Genomic DNA, 16,212 nt, shown 5'->3' with positions numbered 1-16,212 from the left:
GGGAGTACTACCCATGGCTTTCGAATTGCCCGCTCTGCCCTACGACTATGAGGCCTTGCAGCCCTACATGTCGAAAGAGACGCTGGAGTATCACCACGACAAGCACCATAAGGCCTATGTCGACAACGGCAACAAGCTGGCCGCGGAAGCCGGCATGGGCGACCTGTCGGTCGAAGAGGTGGTCAAACAGTCGTTCGGCAAGAATGCCGGCCTCTTCAACAATGCAGCCCAGCACTACAACCACATCCATTTCTGGAAGTGGATGAAGAAGGGCGGCGGCGGCAACAAGCTGCCTGGCGCGCTGCAGAAGGCGGTCGACAGCGATCTCGGCGGCTACGACAAGTTCAAGGCCGATTTCATCGCCGCCGGCACGACGCAGTTCGGTTCGGGCTGGGCCTGGGTTTCGGTCAAGGACGGCAAGCTGGCGATCTCAAAGACCCCAAACGGCGAGAACCCGCTTGTCCATGGCGCCTCGCCGATCCTCGGCGTCGACGTCTGGGAGCACTCCTATTACATCGACTACCGCAACGCCCGCCCGAAATATCTCGAGGCGTTCGTCGACAGCCTGATCAACTGGGATCATGTGCTGGAACTCTACGAAAAGGCGAAGTGATCGATCGTCAGAAAGGCCCCGGCAATCCCGGGGCTTTTCTTTTTCTGGATTAATGTCGGTGGCTGCGAAGGCTCGGCGAAAATCGTCCGGGCAAAGGGAATAATCCGCTCGCCGCTTCCGTTAACGTCCCGTCCTGAAATGCCTTCATCATGGAGCCAAATGAATGAGAAAGCTTGTCATCGCCATCTCAATGCTTGCCGTCGCCGGCTCGGCCGCCTTTGCCGATCCGATCCTCGACCGGCAGGCTCTGATGAAGGAGCGCGGAAAGATCGTCGGCGGCTTGGCGAAAGTGGCCAAGGGCGATGATCCCTTTGATGCCGCCGCCGTGCTGACACAACTCCAGGCGTTGCAGGCAAATGCCGAGAAGCTCGATGTCGACGCGTTGTTCCCGAAAGGCAGCGATGCCGGCGATACCACGGCGGGTCCGAAGATCTGGGAAGACATGGCTGGCTTCAAGGCTACCGAGGACAAATATCTCGCCGACGTCAAGGCCGCGACCGCTGCTGCTCCCGCCGACGTTGATGCGCTGAAGGCGCAGATCAACACCCTTGGTGGCGATTGCGGCACCTGCCACCAGACCTACCGGGTGAAAAAAGGCTGATAGCCGGTGATGCCCTGGCAAAAAAAACTCGTCGGGGCCGTCGTCATCTTGGGCGGCGTCGGCGCGGTCGCCGGGTGGGTCCTGTCGGCGCCGGCCAGGCTCGACAATGCGACCCTGGCCAAGCTAGGGCCAGGTGATGCGGCCAAGGGCAAGCGGATCTTCTATGCCGGCGGCTGTGCGTCCTGCCATGCAAAGCCGGGATCGCAGGGTGATGCGCGGCTTCAGCTGGTCGGCGGCCTCGAACTCAAGACGCCGTTCGGTACCTTTGTCCCGCCCAACATTTCGCAAGATCCCAAGGACGGCATCGGCTCGTGGTCGGTCGAGGATCTCGCCAACGCCATGCTGAAGGGCGTGTCGCCCTCGGGCGAGCACTTCTACCCGGCGTTTCCCTATGCCTCCTACGCACGCATGAACCCAACCGATATCGCTGATCTCTATGCCTTCCTCAAGACGCTGCCGGCGGTCACCGGCAAGGCGCCGGGCAATTCGCTGGCCTTCCCGTTCAACATCCGTCGCGGCATCGGCCTATGGAAGCTCCTCTATCTCAGCGATCAGCCGGTTGTTTCGTTCCCGCAAGGTTCGCCTGATCCAGTGATGGCCGGTCGTTATCTGGTCGAAGGGCCAGGCCACTGCGGCGAATGCCACACGCCGCGTGACTTTGCGGGCGGCATCAAAAAAAGCGAGTGGTTGGCGGGCGCAACCGCCGCCGAAGGCAGCGGCATCGTGCCGAACATCACATCGGGCGAGCGAGGGATCGGCGGTTGGTCGGCGGACGATATCGCCAACTATCTCGAAAGCGGCTTCACGCCGAATTTCGATTCCGTCGGTGGCGCGATGGTCGACGTGCAGCGGAACATGGCCGAGCTGACTTCAGGGGACCGGGCGGCCATCGCCGCCTATCTCAAGGCAGTACCGCCGCACCCGAACGGTTATCCCGCACGCAAGCCGGCGAGCTAATTATCGATCACAGGTGTCGGTCGCCGAGGAAATCGAAGCCCGTCTCGAAGAAAAGATTGTAGTTGCAGGTCATCTCCTCGCCCGGACCGATGTCGCGCAAGGCGTAGGTTTCCTCGGGCGACGAGACATCGCAATTCGGCTCGTCCTCATGGTTCATGTAGCGGGCGTCGTCTGCTTCGAAGACGATATAGGCCGGGTCGCGCCGGTCGGGATAGGAATAACGGTCGAGATAGTTCTTCACCGGCCCTGTCTCGCTCTCATAGGTCTCGACATCGATGATCCGGTCGAACCGGGGGTCGAGCTTCCAGACCAGCGTGCCCTTGGCAATGTGGTTCTTGGCAAAGACACCGATGCCCTGGATGGGCGATTTGTCGAGATAGACGTCGACCAGCAGCATAATGGACCCTTGTGCGAGCGTGGGCTTTGTTGCCCCAAGAAAATCGTGCTTTGGGTAGCGCGCGGGCGTCGCAATTGCGAGCGGAATGAGCGATGCGGAATTCAAAAAGTCATGATCATCATGCCTGCCGGATAATGCGCGCCGGCCGCTGTCAGCGTTGCTGCAGGGCCAGGCGGACGCCCAGGGCGCAGTAAATGCCGCCGACCACCTTACCCTGCCATTTCAGCACTGTCGGGTTTCGGCGCAGGAAACTGCCGAGCCGGCCGGCGCTCACTGCAAAGATGATCGTGCTGAAAAGGCCCAGCGCGACGAAAACAATTCCCAATGCGGCCAATTGAAGTATCACCGATCCGTTTTCGGGCCGCACGAACTGAGGCAGGAATGCGAGGAAGAACAGCGCGGTCTTGGGGTTGAGTACCTCGGTCAGGACAGCCAGCCGAAACGCCTTGCCGGCAGGGATCGCGAGCGCGCCGGCTGTGGGATCGGCCGGCGTGTTCTCGATGATCGCGCGAATGCCGAGGTAAACGAGGTAGGCCGCGCCGATGTACTTTACGATACTGAACAGCGTCGCCGACGTGGCGATGATCGCCGAGATGCCGACCATCGCCATGACAGTGTGAAACATGTCGCCGGCCGCGATCCCGGCACCGGTTGCGATCCCGACCTTCGTTCCCGAACTCGTTGCTCGGGCGATTGTCAGCAGCGTGGCCGGACCCGGAATAAAGACGAAGCCGAGCACGAACGCGAGGTAGGCTATCAATGTCGACAGATCGATCATCGGAGGGGTTCCTCGGCACGCTGCGCCTTTCCCGTCACCTTCAGCGCGAAGGAGTAGGTATAGGCGATCTCCTCAAGTCTTGAGAACCGGCCCGACGCACCGGCGTGACCCGAGTCCATGTTGATTTTGAACAGCACCGGATTGTCGCCGCTCTTGCGGTCGCGCAGCCGCGCCACCCATTTGGCCGGTTCCCAATAGGTGACGCGCGGATCGGTGAGGCCGGCAAGCGCCAGGATCGGCGGATAGTCGAGCGCGGCGACATTGTCGTAAGGCGAGTAGGCGGCGATCGTCCGGTAGTCGTCGGCGGACGCGATCGGATTGCCCCATTCCGGCCATTCCGGCGGCGTCAGAGGTAGGGTCGCGTCGAGCATCGTGGTTAGAACGTCGACGAACGGAACCTCGGCGACGATGCCGCCAAAACACTGCGGCGCCATGTTGGCGATGGCGCCCATCAGCATGCCACCGGCCGAGCCGCCTTGCGCGACCATGCGGTCATGCGCGGTATAGCGCTCCGCCGCAAGGTGGCGCGCACAGGCGATGAAATCCGTGAAGGTGTTCATCTTGTGCTCCCGCTTGCCGTCATCGTACCAGCCGTAGCCCTTGTCCTTGCCGCCACGGACGTGAGCGATGGCGTAGACGAAGCCGCGGTCGACCAGTGACAGGCAGTTGGTGTTGAAGGCTGCCGGCACGGTGATGCCGTAGGAGCCGTAACCATAGAGCAGGCACGGTGCTGATCCATCGAGCGGTGTGTCGCGATGGTGCAGCAGCGAGATCGGCACCAGTTCACCATCGGCAGCGGGCGCCATCAGCCGCCTGGTGACATAATGCTCCGCATCATGGCCGGATGGCACTTCCTGGGTCTTCAGCAATACACGCTCGCGGGTGCGCATATTGTAGTCGAACACCTGCGCCGGCGTCGTCATCGACGAATAGGAAAAGCGCATGATCTCGGTGTCGTATTCATAGGAACCCGACAGCCCGAGCGAGAAAGCCTCCTCATCGAGAGATAGAAGATGCTCTTCACCGCTGGTGCGGTCGCGCACGACGATGCGCGGCAGGCCCTCCTTGCGTTCGAGCCGCACCATATGGTCCTTGAAGCCGATCACCGACAGGATCAGCCGGCCCGGTTCATGCGCCACCAGTTCCTGCCAGTTGGCGCGGACCGGATCGTATGCCGGCGCCGTCATGATCTTGAAGTCCTTGGCGCCGTCGGCATTGGTCAGGATGAAGAATATGTCGCCGCCTTCCTCCAACTCATATTGCAGGCCGATCTCGCGCGCGCAAACCAATCTGGGTTCGGCAAACGGGTCGCTGGCGCTCAACAGGCGGTATTCCGAGGTCTCGTGATCGTTGATGCCGATCATGATCCATTGGTTGTTGCGGGTACCGTCGACATTCATGAAGAACCCGGGATCGCTTTCCTCATAAATCAGGCGGTCGTTTTCAGGGTCTTGTCCCAATGCGTGGAACAGCACCTTCGACGGCCGGTGGTTGGGGTCGAGACGCGTGTAGAAGAACCCGTCATTGCCCGCGTCCCACACGCCCGAACCGCCGGTGGCGGGAATCTGGTCCGCGAGTTCCTTGCCGTCGGCAAGGTCGCGCACGCGCAGCGTGTAGAACTCGGAGCCCTTGTCGTCGAAGGCCCACAGCAACTTGCGATGGTCGGCCGAATGATCGACGCCGCCAAGCCGGAAATAGGCCTTGCCCTCCGCCTCGAGGTCACCGTCGAGCAGGATCTGCTCGGCTCCGCCGTCGCGCGGCATGCGGAAATAGCGCGGCTGCTCGCCGCCGAGCTTGAAGGAAGAACCATAAGCATAGGGTCCGTCTTTCATCGGAACGGAAGAATCGTCTTCCTTGATGCGGGCCTTCATCTCCTTGAAAAGCTGTGTCCGCAGATCTGAAGTGTCGGCCATCAGCTTCGACTGGTAGGCATTCTCGGCTTCGAGTTCGGCACGGATGCCCGCATCGAGCAGGGAAGGGTCCCTGAACATCTCCTGCCAGTTGTCGGCCCGCAGCCAGGCATATTCATCGGTTCGCGTGATGCCGTGATGCGTGTCGAAAACCGGCCGCTTCTCGGGTGTCGGCGGGCTGACGATCGGAAATCGGGGAGTCTTGGTCATTGCGTCTCGCTTGGGAAATATCTTGAATGGCGAATGAATACGCTAATCAGGGAGGGTTCAAGGGCCGCAGCCTAGAGCTGGTGCCGGCTCCATGAGATGAGTTTGGAGGAAAGATGACGACTGTTCGATCTCGGATTGCTGCGACTTTCGCCGCTGCTTCGCTAACTCTGGTCTTTGCCGGCCAGTCTCATGCGACCGTATTCGCGGCTTGGCAAGTGGCCAATGTGCCGTTCGGCGACACGCTCAACGTGCGTAAGTATCCCTCCGGCACATCGCAGAAGCAGGCCGCGCACCCGAACGGGACCGTCCTGCAGATCACCGGACGCTGCACCGGCGGCATAAACGTGCTCGAGATAGCCAATCAACCGGCATGGAAGCAGCGGCAGACGGTTCGCTATCGCTGGTGCGAGGTCTGGCATGACCCGGCCAAGAACGGCGCCTTCGTCACCGGCTAGGCCTATAGCAAGTACATCACCCGGTATTGATCCAACACGAGCGGTTTGTCCTGAGACGGCATGTCGCCTGGTTGCCTGCGAAAAAGATGAGCGGCAACCTGTGGTTTTGTGGACAGATGTGAACAACCAAGATTGTCGACTTGATGGCAAAGCAAACCAGAGCATTGAAATCTCCTTTGTGAGTTATCGCGAATGTAACGATCAGCTGACGTCACGTCAGGCGTCCCCGGTTTCGCGGGCGAAATATCGAAAAATTACATGATGCACGAAAGTTTGAAGCTGATTGCCGAATAGTTGATCAACGTTTCCAAATATAATGCAAAGAGCGAATTGACTTACTTGCTCTATGGTCGCATTGATGTGCCAGAGACACGAATCGCAGAAACTCTACCTGCTCAAATTTCGTGCAATGCCCTGCCTGTAAAAAAGGGCGCAGACCACGTAACTCTTGTTGGGGCCTGAAGACCATGGATATTGTCGAAACACCTTCCAGAAACGCTGACGCGCTGATCGAGCTGACTGCCGATGTGGTGGCCGCTTATGTCAGCAACAATCCCGTGCCGGTCGGCGAACTGCCGAACCTCATATCAGATGTCCATGCCGCTCTCGGGCGTGTGGGCGGAACCGCCGAACAGCCCCCTGCCGAAAAGCAGAAGCCGGCTGTCAACCCGAAGCGCTCGGTTCATGACGACTACATTGTCTGTCTTGAAGACGGCAAGAAGTTCAAGTCGCTCAAGCGTCATCTGATGACCCACTATGATCTGACGCCGGACCAGTATCGCGAAAAGTGGAATCTCGACCCGAGCTATCCGATGGTTGCCCCGAACTATGCGGCAGCGCGCTCGCAGCTCGCCAAGAAGATGGGCCTCGGCCGCAAGCGCAAGGCGCGGTAGTCGCCTGCTCCGTCAAGTCGAACCGACATCAACGGCGCCTTCGGGCGCCGTTTGATTTTGGGGACGTGACAGGACTGTGCCGGCCGAAGTTAGGCGGTCTGCGCGAGCGCCATCTCGGCATCGCGCTTGATGCGCTTGACCATCGAGCGAAGACCGTTGGCGCGTTGGGGCGACAGGTGCTCGTCCAGGCCGAGTTCCTTCAGCGTCGCTTCCGCATCGGTTTTCTGGATCTCGCTGGCGGTCCTTCCGGAAAACAGCGCCAGCATGATCGCCACCAGGCCGCGCACGATATGGGCGTCCGAATCGCCCGTGAAGCTAATGACCGGATCGCTGCCTGGTCCCCGTTCGGTGGTCAGCCAGACCTGGCTGACGCAGCCCGGCACCTTGTTGGCTGCATTGCGGTCCTCATCGGGAAAAGGCGGCAGCGCCTCGCCCAGTTCGATCACATAGCGGTAGCGGTCTTCCCATTCGTCGAGGAACGAAAAATCGTCGCGGATCGTCCGGATCGTGGTCGTCATGACCCGGATATAGTCATGCAGCGGTGCCACGTCACGGAAAAAACAAGGACACCGCGGGCGTCGAGAGGGCAACGGCCCGCGGTGCGCCGTCGAGACGGCTTAATTCTTCATCGGCAGGTTGACGGTCTCGGGCAGGACAATCTCTTGCGGCACGCTGCCCGTCATTGTCGAGGTGTCGGGGCCGGCGGACTTGTCGTCCAGCATGGCGGCTGCGATCTTGGCGGTCTCCTTGGCGCGTGCGGTGATGGTGTGCATCGCCGACTTGCCGGTTTCGCAGACATCGGGCTTGCGTTCGCAGATGCCGGCAATGTCGCCCACCGCGTCACGGGCAGCGAACAGGGCCTGGATCGGCCCAACGCTGTCCTGCCCCGGCTCGTCGGAACCGACGCTCAGCGGCAGCGCCAGCAGCACCAGTGAAAACCAGAAAGCCATTCTTATCAGGAAGAACATGCCTTGCCTCTCGTCGTGACCGGATCATGCATCATACAGCATGACCTCTTTTATGGGCAGGATGTTGGCACACAGGCACGAAGGACGGCTTGCAGCTTCGCCGAGAATTTTCCTCAAATTTTAGGCAAATTCGAAACGAAGCGTTTTGCCATGGATTTGTTTCATATCGGGATGATTTTGGTTACGCTCTGATAACCATTTATCTGGTTGTTTCCATTGTATTTTCTCTAGATTAAGCCGCTTCTCGCCGCGCCCATGGTCCGCTGACGGCAGGCGTTCTCGGATAACCCTCCATTTACTATGGCGGCATTTGCACGGGTTTTCGGCAGCAAGCATCCCGATATTTGCCACAGGCCGGGCTTTGGTCGGCCCTGCCTTATCCATTCCTTAAACGCTGGATGAGAGTTTCAGAGCCAATCAAAACAATCTGCAAAAGCAGAGCTGTTCACGATGAGTGCGAGTGCGTTGAGTTGATGCCGATCAAGGCCAGATACGCTGAATTGCCTGGCGCGATTGCCGCCGGTTGCGAACGTATGGTCCATCCCTCGATTCTCGGGCAGAGCGGCCGCGAGCGCCAGCGCCGCTTCATCGGCGTCATGCTGGCTGCGCCGTTCTTTGCCGCCGGTGCCGCGGTCACGCTGGTTACGTCAGGCATGGGTGTTGCGGTGACCATGGCCGCCATCTTCGCGGCCTTCGGCCTGTGCTGGTTTATCGCCCTGCTGGTGGCGGCGACCGGCAGGATGGCCACGGCGGCACCGATCGCCCTGGCGATGGCGGCTGTTGCCCTTGGCGCTCTGATCGTCGCCGCCGGCGGGTTGAGTTCTCCTGTCGCCATGCTTGCCGTGGCGCTGCCGTTCGAAGCCTGGTGGATCGGCGCCTCGCGGCGCGCAGCCCTTTGGGGAGCGATCTCGGCCATTGTTGCCATTGCCCTTCAGCCTCTGGCTGCGGCTTTCTTGCCTTTCGCGGGCGCGCAGATAGCCGCCTGGCATTGGCTGGTGCCGCTGGCCTGGGCGCTGACACTGATGCCGCGCCTATCGGCGTTTCGCGATGGTGCCGGTGTGGCTGATACGCTGGATAGCGGTGACCGGCTGGAGGACCTCATCGACGCGGTGATCTTGCGGGTCGCCCGCCACGGTGAGGTGCTCGATGCCTCGGCCAAGGCGCGCACACTTTTGAAATTGCCGCCGGAACTGCTTTCCGGAACCGGCCTCTTCGACCGCGTCCACCTGTCGGACCGTGTCTCCTATCTCAGCGCCCTGGCTGACATGCGTGATGGTGCTGCCTCGCGCCGCCTCGAATTGCGCATCAGGCTGCCCCAGAACGGCAATGGCCAGAGTGACAAAAATGACAGTCGCCACAATGACAGTCGATTGATGGCGGACAATTATCGGCCGTTCCTGCTCGAACTGCTGCGCGCCGAAGAACAGGGCGACGTCTTCACGCTCATCCTGCGCGAGAATGACGAGATGGCTGGGCTGCGTGAGGAACTCGCGCAGGCCAATGAAGCGGCAGCCGCCGCGGAAGTGGCCAAGGGCCGGTTCCTGGCGGCGGTGAGCCATGAACTGCGCACGCCGTTGAATGCCATCATCGGCTTCTCGGACATGCTGCTGCATGAGATGTTCGGCGCCTTCAAGGATCCGCGCCAGAAGGAATATGTCGGCGTGGTGCGGGATTCGGGCCAGCATCTTTTGGCCGTCGTGACATCCATACTCGATGTGTCGCGGATCGAATCCGGCGCCTACACGGCGGAACCGGAGCCGTTCCGGTTCATGGAAGCGGTCGAAATGTGCCAGTCGATGATGAGCCTGCAGGCGCAGGAAAAGAACATCGATTTGCAAACGCAGATCGCTCCCGACGCCGGCGACATCAATGCCGATCGCCGCGCCGTGCAGCAGATCCTGATCAACCTCGTCTCCAATGCGATCAAGTTCACGCCCGACGGCGGCGATGTCGTCGTCGGCGCCAAGCGGATCGGCTCGCGCCTGCATTTCTGGGTCAGGGACACCGGCATCGGCATTGCCGAGGAGGATTTCGCCAATCTCGGCAAGCCCTTCATGCAGATCCAGAACGACTATACGCGCCGTTTCGAGGGGACCGGCCTTGGCCTGTCACTGGTGAAGGGGCTGGTGGCGCTGCACGAAGGCACCATGTCGATCGAAAGTATGCCGGGCGAGGGCACCACGGTGACCATCAGCCTGCCGGTCAACGGGCCGAAGGTGCGCCCGGCCAACCAGACAGGGGTGCTGACGATGCCGGTGATGAGGGCGAAAGGGGACAGAAATGGCTCGCTCCGCAAAACAGCCTAAGGCGGTCAAACGCCGCAGCAATGCCTTCCAGGACGGCGCCATCGCCGTCGGCGGGATGATTTCGCGCAATCCCGTTCTGGTGGGCGGATCGACGGCATTCCTGGTGACGCTGTTCTATGTCTCGGCGAATGCGCTGTGGTATCAGCCTTTCCCGCATGCCGGCGCGTTCTTCGCCACACGCAATTTCCAGGGTTTGGCGCACTCTGCCGCCGACGAGCCGGAGACGACGATCAACATCGTGCGGCCCAATGCGGCGCCCGCCCCGATGAAGGGTGATCCGGTGGTCGAGCAGGTGCAAGGCATCTTGAAGGACCTCGACTTCTATCCCGGCACGGTCGACGGCATTTCCGGCCCCAACACGCGCAAGGCCATACAGGCCTATCAGCAGAAGGTCGGGCTCAACGCCTCCGGCGAGATCGACGCACTGCTGCTGGATCAGCTTGGCGCAACGCCGAAGACCGCTGCCGTGCCCAGACCACAGCCTCGTCCCGACGTGCCGCCGGCCGCCGTTCCGGTGTCGTTGCAGACAAATTCCGGGCAGATGAATTCAGGGCAGGCGGATGCGGCCCCGACTCAGGGACCCGATCCGCGCATCGTCAAGATCCAGGCCGGGCTCAAGGCGTTCGGCAATGACGATATGCAGCTGGACGGTGTCGTCGGTGCGCGCACCAAGGCGGCGATCAAGGAATTCCAGTCGCTGTTCGGGCTGCCGCAGACCGGCGAGCCCGACGAGATCGTCTACGTAAAGATGCGTGAGATCGGCCTGACCAACTAAGGCCTCAAACGACGGCTCGCCGAGCGGCGGAAACAGCGATACATAGCCCGCACGTTTCCGGAGTTCTCTCATGCGCGTCACATCGGATTTCTGGGTCTCGGCCCTGTTGCGCCGGGTTTTCGGCGCCGGTGGTTTCGCCGCCGTGGTCAATCGCGGCGCGACCGAGGCCGGTGCTGTTTTCGTGCTGGCGCGGAGCAGGATGGGCGAAATCGCCCTCTACGGGCCGGCGCCGCAGACAAGCTACGATTCGGCCAAGCCCGACGACCGCTTCTTCAGCCTTCTCGCCGCCGGCGATGACCAGGCCGTGCTCGATGCCCGTCTCGAGAGGGAAAAGAAATTCGATCCCGACATCTGGGTGGTCGAGATCGAGGCGGGCACTGTTCCCGTCGAGGAGCTTATTTCCGTGAAGACGCCCTGAGGCTGGGGGCGGCATCGTCGCTGTTCGACGCCATGCGGCTGTCGCTGTTTGCGGGCGAAGCGTCACTGACCATCCTGGACAGCGTCTCGGCTTTCCATCCCCGCACCCTGTCCAGCGCGACATCGCGATGCAGCAAACGATAGCGGTCGAGATAGGTGCGGATGGCCTGCGGATGCGGGAACAGGCTGGGATAGATGGCGACCGTGATCAGGAAGGCCCTGTCTTCGCTGAAGTCGAGCGAGCGCAGCGCCGCCAACAATGAGGCGTAGTTCTGGTTGGCGGTCAGCGATCGCGCGGTCGAGAAATCAATGTCGAGCGCATCCGCCAGCGCGGTCTGGAAGAAGGCGGCGTTTCCCGTCAGCGCCGTCTCGCGCAGTTTGACATAGGTATCCGAGCCGGGGAACGCATCGACCTTCGCCGCCAGTGCTTCATCACCGGTGTGCATCATGGAGCGCAGCCTGCGCCGCGCATTCTCGGCGGCCGTGCCGGGGGACTGTTGACCGGTCGCGCTGTCTTCGGCCGCTTCCGCATTTGCGGCTGTGACGGTTGGAGCCGCGGGGGCCTGCGCCTCCGGTTCCCGCACCCGCACCAGCGTCGGTCTTTCGAGCGCCCTGATCAGGTCGGCAATGGTCGGGTTCAGGTCCTTGCGTCGGGCTATGGCGCGCGCATGCGGCAGGCCGTGCCTGCCGATCAGCGCGATCAGGTCGATATCGCTGACTGCACGCGAGCGGATCAACAGCGGCGCGGCAATGTCGACCGGTTCCTCGCAGAGGCGACGCACGAGTGCTGCGGGGGCATATTCGCATTCGGAAAGGGCGGCTGCCACGTAGCGTCGCGATTCGACGGACACATCGTCGAACAGCGGCAGCGTCAGGTCTTCGAGCTGGCCGATCTCACGGCGGGACGGCCGGGTCAGCGAGCAGAACGCCGACACCGCGGCGCGGAACAGCCTTTCGGCCTTGCCCGATTCCGTCCGTATCGCGATTTGCCTGAAGTCCGAAGATGACACGAAGGATACCCGATACTCGACACACAGCCTCGATCACGCTCAACCGGGACTGTGTCGGTTTCGCGATTGCCTCGGTCAGAACCTCCCGACCGCTAGACAAAGATCAAGTTAGCGGTGATCCGTTAGCGCTCCGTTAACCCTCTGCCGGCCTTAATGATATTTGGAGGCGTTGCGTTGTGCTCCGGGGAAACCGAGAGGAATGCGCGAATCATGGGCATGGTACTGTCTTTCGTGCCGCGTGCGGCACCGACCAATCGAGCCAAGCAAACCACCGAAATACCGGCGGCGGTGATCATCTTTCCCGGCATCCGCTATGAGCGGTCCAGCGCCGGCGAAGCGCGGCCTGCCGGGCCCGACAAGCCGGGATCGCCGCGGACGCCGATGCCGCACCACTGAGTCTTCCCCAGGCGGCGACTGGCTCATCAGGCAGCATCCGCTGCCGGCTGTCCTGGTACGGATATCAGGCCTTGATTAGGGCTAGAAATCCTGCAGCTCGCAGGAACTCTGATCGAGAAAGCGCGACACGATCGGCTTCCAGCTGTCGTCCGGGACGAAGCTGCGGATGACGAAGATGCCCTCGTCGATCGGCGCTTCGACGAAGATCGCCCCCTGCAGATCCTCGGGCAGGTCCTTGCGCACGTCGATCATCTGTGCCGGCGTCAGCACCACGGCGTCCAGCTTGCCACCGGTCGCCGTATGGTCGTTGAAGGAATAGATGTTGTGGCCGTTGTGGTCATAGACCGATACCGACCAGAAGGGGACATTCCCCGGCGCCTTGATGCGGACCATGCCTTCCTCGAGGTCGAACCGGCAGGCCGTGGCATAAAACAGCGGGTCGACCGATTTCACCACCGGGGCGCCGCCTGCCTCGGCATCGAGCCGGTTCATCCTGTAGAGATCCGACGCCATCGACAGTCGCGACCAGGCGTCGCGCTCCGAAAACTCCGGCACCAGGAGCAGCACCACGATGTGCACGATGCCGGCGCCGACGAGGCCGAGCAGGACGGCATGGAAAAGACGGCGCAGCGCGGCCAGGAGATTACGCATCGCAGCCGGCCTTCACGATCCTGGGCAGCGAAACGTCCGACAGGCCAGTGCTGCTGGCGATCGGCGTGTCGTAGAAGGTCAGGACGAAATACATCCGTCCGGAACCGTCGGTCAGAAGCCAGTTGCCTGGCATCGGGTGATGGCCGACCGAAATGATCACCGAATTGTCGGCCTGGCGCAGCACCTCGTAGGACTGAAGTGCTGCAAGTCGCGGCTTGCTGGTCTCGACGACGCCGAGCGATTGATCGGCGGCATAGAGCGTCCAGAAGCGGGCGGTCGGAAATCCGCCCTCGATTCTATAGGTGCATTCCCGCTTGAGCTGGTCGCCGGCAGCGTCATTTTCCGCCACGAAGGACAGGCCTTCGGCGCGGCCGAGCGCAAGCACGCCCTCGCGCGCCACGCGCGCCTTGGAATAGGGGTCCGCGGCCGGCGTGCCGATGTCGGGGAAGGCGGTCCATTGGCCGATCCGGATCGCGCCGACGCCGTCCTGGATCTTCAGCGCATACCAGACGCTGGCGCCGCCGCCGCCAATGGCTATGGCAAGCGAAAGCAGCGTCAGGAAGGCATTCTTGAGCATAAAGGGCCGGTTGAATGAAGGAGTGCGGTTCGGGGATATCGCGGCGCAGGCCCCTGTGGCAAGCGGGCGGGATGGATTTGCCTGTCGGCCTCGCCCGCGCCGGGGGCTAAAGTCACAGCGCCGAAAGCGTTTCGGGCGGCGTCGAGGCGTCGAGTTTGGGGGCGGACTGGAACAGCTGCGTCATGTCCCTTAGCGTCTGCGTGGTCCGGCTGGACAGCACCGCCGGGCGTTCGGCAGCCGCGTCGGCCGCAGCCTGATCCTCGCTCTTCTTCTGCGCTTCCGCGGCCTTGGCCGCGATCTCCTCGTCGACGAAAGGCTTGTCGATGCCGGGGATCGGCTTCAGGTCGATGTTCTGGTGCGCGTAGACCATCAGGCGCTGCCACACCATCGCCGGCAGCGAGCCGCCGGTCATGTTCTTGGTCGGGGTGAAATCATCGTTGCCCAGCCATACGGCCGCCGTGTAGTTGCCGGTGAAGCCGACGAACCAGGCGTCGCGATAGGATTGCGTCGTGCCAGTCTTGCCGGCGACGACGATGTTGGGAATAAGCGCCCGCCGCGCCGTGCCTATCACCGGTACGGCCGCAAGCATGGTGTTCATCGATTTCAGCGCCTGCTCGGAGAGCACCCGGTGCGGCGGCGGCGCGTCCTTGGTCCAGTCATACACCACGTCGCCGGTGCGGGTGACGAGTTGGGTGATGCCGTGCCGGGAACCGACGAAGCCATTCTGGGCGAACACGCTGTAGCCCGTCGCCTGGTCCATCACGGTCATGCCCGAAGTGCCGAGCACCATGGTCTTGTGTCCCTCGAGCGGCGATTCCACCCCGAAGGATTCCGCCATCGCCTTGATCGGACCGATGCCGAGATGGTCCTTGGCCAGCCGTACCGGCACGGTGTTGATCGACTTGGCCATCGCCATCAACAGCGTGACGTTGCCCGCCGACTCACCGCTGTAATTGTGCGGCGACCAGTTGCCCCAACTGATCGGGCCGCCTGATATGATCGAGTTGGGCGTAAAGCCGTGTTCCATCGCCGTGGCGTAGACATAGGGTTTGAACGACGAGCCGGTCTGGCGCAGCGCCTTGGTGGCGCGGTTGAACTGGCTGGCGCCGTAATCGCGGCCGCCGACGATCGCCCGCACAGCGCCATTGGTCTCGATGACCACAACGGCGCCTTCGGTGACGTTGTACTCCTTGCCGAACTGGCGCAGGTGGAACTCGACGGACTCTTCCGCCGCCTTCTGGATATTGGCGTCGAAGGTGGTGTGGGCAACCAGAGAATGCTGGCCCGGCTTGGCGATCTTCTTGACCTCGTCGAACGCCCAGTCGAGGTAATAATCCGGGCTTTTCTGTTCGCCACGATCGACGACATCGGCCGGATGCAGCCTTGCCTGCAGCACCTGGCCTTCGGTCATGAACCCGGAATCGACCAGGTTGGACAGCACCACATTGGCGCGCGCACGCGCCGCCGGGAGGTTGATGTGGGGTGCGTATTTGGTCGGCGCCTTGAACAGGCCGGCCAGCATCGCGGCCTCGGCGAGGTTCAGGTCCTTGACGCTCTTGCCGAAATAGAAGTCCGCCGCCGCCTCGATGCCGAACGTGCCGCCGCCCATATAGGCGCGGTCGAGATAGAGCTGCAGGATCTCCTTCTTCGACAGATTGGCTTCGAGCCACAGCGACAGGAAGGCTTCCTTGATCTTGCGCTCGAAGGTGCGCTCATTGGTCAGGAACAGGTTCTTGGCCAACTGCTGGGTGATGCTCGAGCCGCCCTGGACGACGGAATTCGCCCGCACATTCTCGAAGATCGCGCGCGACAGGCCCAGAACGTCGATGCCGTAGTGATCGAAAAAGCGCCGATCCTCGGTGGCCAGCACCGCCTTGATGACGTGATCGGGCATCTCGTCGACCGGCACGGAATCGCGCTGGATGATGCCGCGCTGGCCGATCTCGTTGCCGTAACGGTCAAGGAAGGTGACCGCGAAGTCGCCTTGGGCACGCCAGTCACCGGTAGTATCCTGGAACGCCGGAATGGCCAGCGCAAGCATCACCACGATGCCGCCCGCGCCGAGTGTGAAACCTTCGCTCAAAAGTTCGATGATGACGCGGCGCCAGCCTTTCAGGCGGAAGCGCCGCGAGAAGATCGTCGCCCCTTCCCAGAATTGGCGAGCCTTGAAACCGATCTCGTAGAGCGAGGAATCAACCCAGGCGTCCACCGCCAGAAGGCGGGAGGCTATCGCACCTCTTCTCTTGCGCGGTTCAGGGCTGACCATTCAAAAACCCGGCTCGGCTGTGGCGTGACCTG

At 61.9% G+C, this 16,212-nt stretch carries 18 protein-coding genes; 9 read left to right on the top strand and 9 right to left on the bottom strand.

All coding sequences use genetic code 11. The features are described 5' to 3' along the window. Positions 1-13 precede the first annotated feature (13 nt). The 3 genes from HGP13_RS26670 to HGP13_RS26660 all read left to right on the top strand — a co-directional run bounded on the left by HGP13_RS26670 (position 14) and on the right by HGP13_RS26660 (position 2,171). Complete coding sequence (locus HGP13_RS26670) at positions 14-613, top strand: superoxide dismutase (RefSeq protein ID WP_027053553.1); 600 nt, start codon at positions 14-16, stop codon at positions 611-613. A 163-nt stretch (positions 614-776) separates the two neighbouring features. Further along, positions 777-1,214, top strand: a complete 438-nt coding sequence (locus tag HGP13_RS26665) for a cytochrome c (RefSeq protein WP_172230915.1) — start codon at positions 777-779, stop codon at positions 1,212-1,214. A 9-nt stretch (positions 1,215-1,223) separates the two neighbouring features. Then, a complete protein-coding gene (locus HGP13_RS26660; protein ID WP_172230912.1) occupies positions 1,224-2,171 on the top strand; it encodes a cytochrome c in 948 nt (315 codons plus the stop codon). A 7-nt stretch (positions 2,172-2,178) separates the two neighbouring features. Here HGP13_RS26660 and HGP13_RS26655 read toward each other — a convergent pair whose 3' ends face one another. The 3 genes from HGP13_RS26655 to HGP13_RS26645 form a co-directional block, all read right to left on the bottom strand. Further along, the gene (locus tag HGP13_RS26655; protein ID WP_172230909.1) at positions 2,179-2,568 is read right to left on the bottom strand and encodes an SET domain-containing protein-lysine N-methyltransferase; all 390 of its coding nucleotides are present in this window, start codon (positions 2,566-2,568) and stop codon (positions 2,179-2,181) included. Between the two features lie 151 nt (positions 2,569-2,719). Then, positions 2,720-3,346 (bottom strand): LysE family translocator, encoded by a 627-nt coding sequence (locus HGP13_RS26650; RefSeq protein ID WP_172230906.1) that lies wholly within the window; start codon positions 3,344-3,346, stop codon positions 2,720-2,722. Further along, the gene (locus tag HGP13_RS26645; protein ID WP_172230903.1) at positions 3,343-5,466 is read right to left on the bottom strand and encodes a S9 family peptidase; all 2,124 of its coding nucleotides are present in this window, start codon (positions 5,464-5,466) and stop codon (positions 3,343-3,345) included. Before HGP13_RS26645 ends, HGP13_RS26650 begins: the two co-directional genes overlap by 4 nt. A gap of 113 nt (positions 5,467-5,579) precedes the next feature. On the opposite strand from HGP13_RS26645, the gene HGP13_RS26640 reads away from it, so the two are divergent. Both HGP13_RS26640 and HGP13_RS26635 read left to right on the top strand, forming a co-directional pair. Next, entirely contained in the window at positions 5,580-5,921 is a 342-nt protein-coding gene (locus HGP13_RS26640; protein ID WP_172230900.1) for an SH3 domain-containing protein, read from the top strand. 467 nt (positions 5,922-6,388) lie between these two features. Continuing rightward, a complete protein-coding gene (locus HGP13_RS26635; RefSeq protein ID WP_172230897.1) occupies positions 6,389-6,814 on the top strand; it encodes a MucR family transcriptional regulator in 426 nt (141 codons plus the stop codon). Positions 6,815-6,903: 89 nt separating this feature from the next. On the opposite strand, the gene HGP13_RS26630 is transcribed toward HGP13_RS26635, so the two are convergent. Both HGP13_RS26630 and HGP13_RS26625 read right to left on the bottom strand, forming a co-directional pair. Then, positions 6,904-7,332 (bottom strand): SufE family protein, encoded by a 429-nt coding sequence (locus tag HGP13_RS26630; protein WP_172230894.1) that lies wholly within the window; start codon positions 7,330-7,332, stop codon positions 6,904-6,906. Between the two features lie 99 nt (positions 7,333-7,431). Then, on the bottom strand, positions 7,432-7,782 hold the full coding sequence (locus HGP13_RS26625) for a DUF5330 domain-containing protein (RefSeq protein WP_172230891.1): 351 nt from the start codon (positions 7,780-7,782) through the stop codon (positions 7,432-7,434). A gap of 533 nt (positions 7,783-8,315) precedes the next feature. Between HGP13_RS26625 and HGP13_RS26620 the strand changes: the two genes are divergently transcribed. The 3 genes from HGP13_RS26620 to HGP13_RS26610 all read left to right on the top strand — a co-directional run bounded on the left by HGP13_RS26620 (position 8,316) and on the right by HGP13_RS26610 (position 11,281). After that, positions 8,316-10,088, top strand: coding sequence for an ATP-binding protein (locus tag HGP13_RS26620; protein ID WP_172230889.1), 1,773 nt, complete (start codon positions 8,316-8,318; stop codon positions 10,086-10,088). Then, positions 10,063-10,863 carry a peptidoglycan-binding protein gene (locus HGP13_RS26615; protein WP_172230887.1) on the top strand — a complete coding sequence of 267 codons (801 nt, stop codon included), beginning with the start codon at positions 10,063-10,065 and terminating at the stop codon, positions 10,861-10,863. The genes HGP13_RS26620 and HGP13_RS26615 overlap by 26 nt, the downstream gene beginning before the upstream one ends. A gap of 70 nt (positions 10,864-10,933) precedes the next feature. Beyond that, positions 10,934-11,281: a DUF1491 family protein gene (locus HGP13_RS26610; protein ID WP_172230885.1), complete on the top strand. Its 348-nt coding sequence runs from the start codon at positions 10,934-10,936 to the stop codon at positions 11,279-11,281. Here the strand turns inward: HGP13_RS26610 and HGP13_RS26605 are convergent. Further along, complete coding sequence (locus tag HGP13_RS26605; protein ID WP_172230883.1) at positions 11,259-12,290, bottom strand: hypothetical protein; 1,032 nt, start codon at positions 12,288-12,290, stop codon at positions 11,259-11,261. The two genes, HGP13_RS26610 and HGP13_RS26605, sit on opposite strands and share 23 nt — an antisense overlap. A gap of 210 nt (positions 12,291-12,500) precedes the next feature. Between HGP13_RS26605 and HGP13_RS26600 the strand changes: the two genes are divergently transcribed. Next, positions 12,501-12,686 (top strand): hypothetical protein, encoded by a 186-nt coding sequence (locus HGP13_RS26600; protein WP_081850319.1) that lies wholly within the window; start codon positions 12,501-12,503, stop codon positions 12,684-12,686. An 81-nt stretch (positions 12,687-12,767) separates the two neighbouring features. Here HGP13_RS26600 and HGP13_RS26595 read toward each other — a convergent pair whose 3' ends face one another. The 3 genes from HGP13_RS26595 to HGP13_RS26585 form a co-directional block, all read right to left on the bottom strand. Beyond that, positions 12,768-13,337, bottom strand: a complete 570-nt coding sequence (locus HGP13_RS26595; RefSeq protein ID WP_172230881.1) for a DUF1254 domain-containing protein — start codon at positions 13,335-13,337, stop codon at positions 12,768-12,770. Further along, positions 13,330-13,914: a DUF1214 domain-containing protein gene (locus tag HGP13_RS26590; protein WP_172230879.1), complete on the bottom strand. Its 585-nt coding sequence runs from the start codon at positions 13,912-13,914 to the stop codon at positions 13,330-13,332. The genes HGP13_RS26595 and HGP13_RS26590 overlap by 8 nt, the downstream gene beginning before the upstream one ends. A gap of 112 nt (positions 13,915-14,026) precedes the next feature. After that, a complete protein-coding gene (locus HGP13_RS26585) occupies positions 14,027-16,180 on the bottom strand; it encodes a penicillin-binding protein 1A (RefSeq protein WP_172230877.1) in 2,154 nt (717 codons plus the stop codon). Positions 16,181-16,212 lie beyond the last annotated feature (32 nt).

This window comes from Mesorhizobium sp. NZP2077 (assembly GCF_013170805.1).
Taxonomy (GTDB): Bacteria; Pseudomonadota; Alphaproteobacteria; order Rhizobiales; family Rhizobiaceae; genus Mesorhizobium.
Note: the sequence above shows the minus strand (reverse complement) of the source record. Positions and strands in the feature narration are given on the sequence as shown.

Coding starts and splice junctions, on each gene's coding strand:
- HGP13_RS26655 (WP_172230909.1), bottom strand. CDS start 2,568: ATGCTGCTGGTCGACGTCTATCTCGACAAATCGCCCATCCAGGGCATC.
- HGP13_RS26660 (WP_172230912.1), top strand. CDS start 1,224: ATGCCCTGGCAAAAAAAACTCGTCGGGGCCGTCGTCATCTTGGGCGGC.
- HGP13_RS26665 (WP_172230915.1), top strand. CDS start 777: ATGAGAAAGCTTGTCATCGCCATCTCAATGCTTGCCGTCGCCGGCTCG.
- HGP13_RS26595 (WP_172230881.1), bottom strand. CDS start 13,337: ATGCGTAATCTCCTGGCCGCGCTGCGCCGTCTTTTCCATGCCGTCCTG.
- HGP13_RS26650 (WP_172230906.1), bottom strand. CDS start 3,346: ATGATCGATCTGTCGACATTGATAGCCTACCTCGCGTTCGTGCTCGGC.
- HGP13_RS26635 (WP_172230897.1), top strand. CDS start 6,389: ATGGATATTGTCGAAACACCTTCCAGAAACGCTGACGCGCTGATCGAG.
- HGP13_RS26590 (WP_172230879.1), bottom strand. CDS start 13,914: ATGCTCAAGAATGCCTTCCTGACGCTGCTTTCGCTTGCCATAGCCATT.
- HGP13_RS26645 (WP_172230903.1), bottom strand. CDS start 5,466: ATGACCAAGACTCCCCGATTTCCGATCGTCAGCCCGCCGACACCCGAG.
- HGP13_RS26625 (WP_172230891.1), bottom strand. CDS start 7,782: ATGTTCTTCCTGATAAGAATGGCTTTCTGGTTTTCACTGGTGCTGCTG.
- HGP13_RS26640 (WP_172230900.1), top strand. CDS start 5,580: ATGACGACTGTTCGATCTCGGATTGCTGCGACTTTCGCCGCTGCTTCG.
- HGP13_RS26610 (WP_172230885.1), top strand. CDS start 10,934: ATGCGCGTCACATCGGATTTCTGGGTCTCGGCCCTGTTGCGCCGGGTT.
- HGP13_RS26615 (WP_172230887.1), top strand. CDS start 10,063: ATGGCTCGCTCCGCAAAACAGCCTAAGGCGGTCAAACGCCGCAGCAAT.
- HGP13_RS26600 (WP_081850319.1), top strand. CDS start 12,501: ATGGGCATGGTACTGTCTTTCGTGCCGCGTGCGGCACCGACCAATCGA.
- HGP13_RS26630 (WP_172230894.1), bottom strand. CDS start 7,332: ATGACGACCACGATCCGGACGATCCGCGACGATTTTTCGTTCCTCGAC.
- HGP13_RS26585 (WP_172230877.1), bottom strand. CDS start 16,180: ATGGTCAGCCCTGAACCGCGCAAGAGAAGAGGTGCGATAGCCTCCCGC.
- HGP13_RS26620 (WP_172230889.1), top strand. CDS start 8,316: ATGGTCCATCCCTCGATTCTCGGGCAGAGCGGCCGCGAGCGCCAGCGC.
- HGP13_RS26670 (WP_027053553.1), top strand. CDS start 14: ATGGCTTTCGAATTGCCCGCTCTGCCCTACGACTATGAGGCCTTGCAG.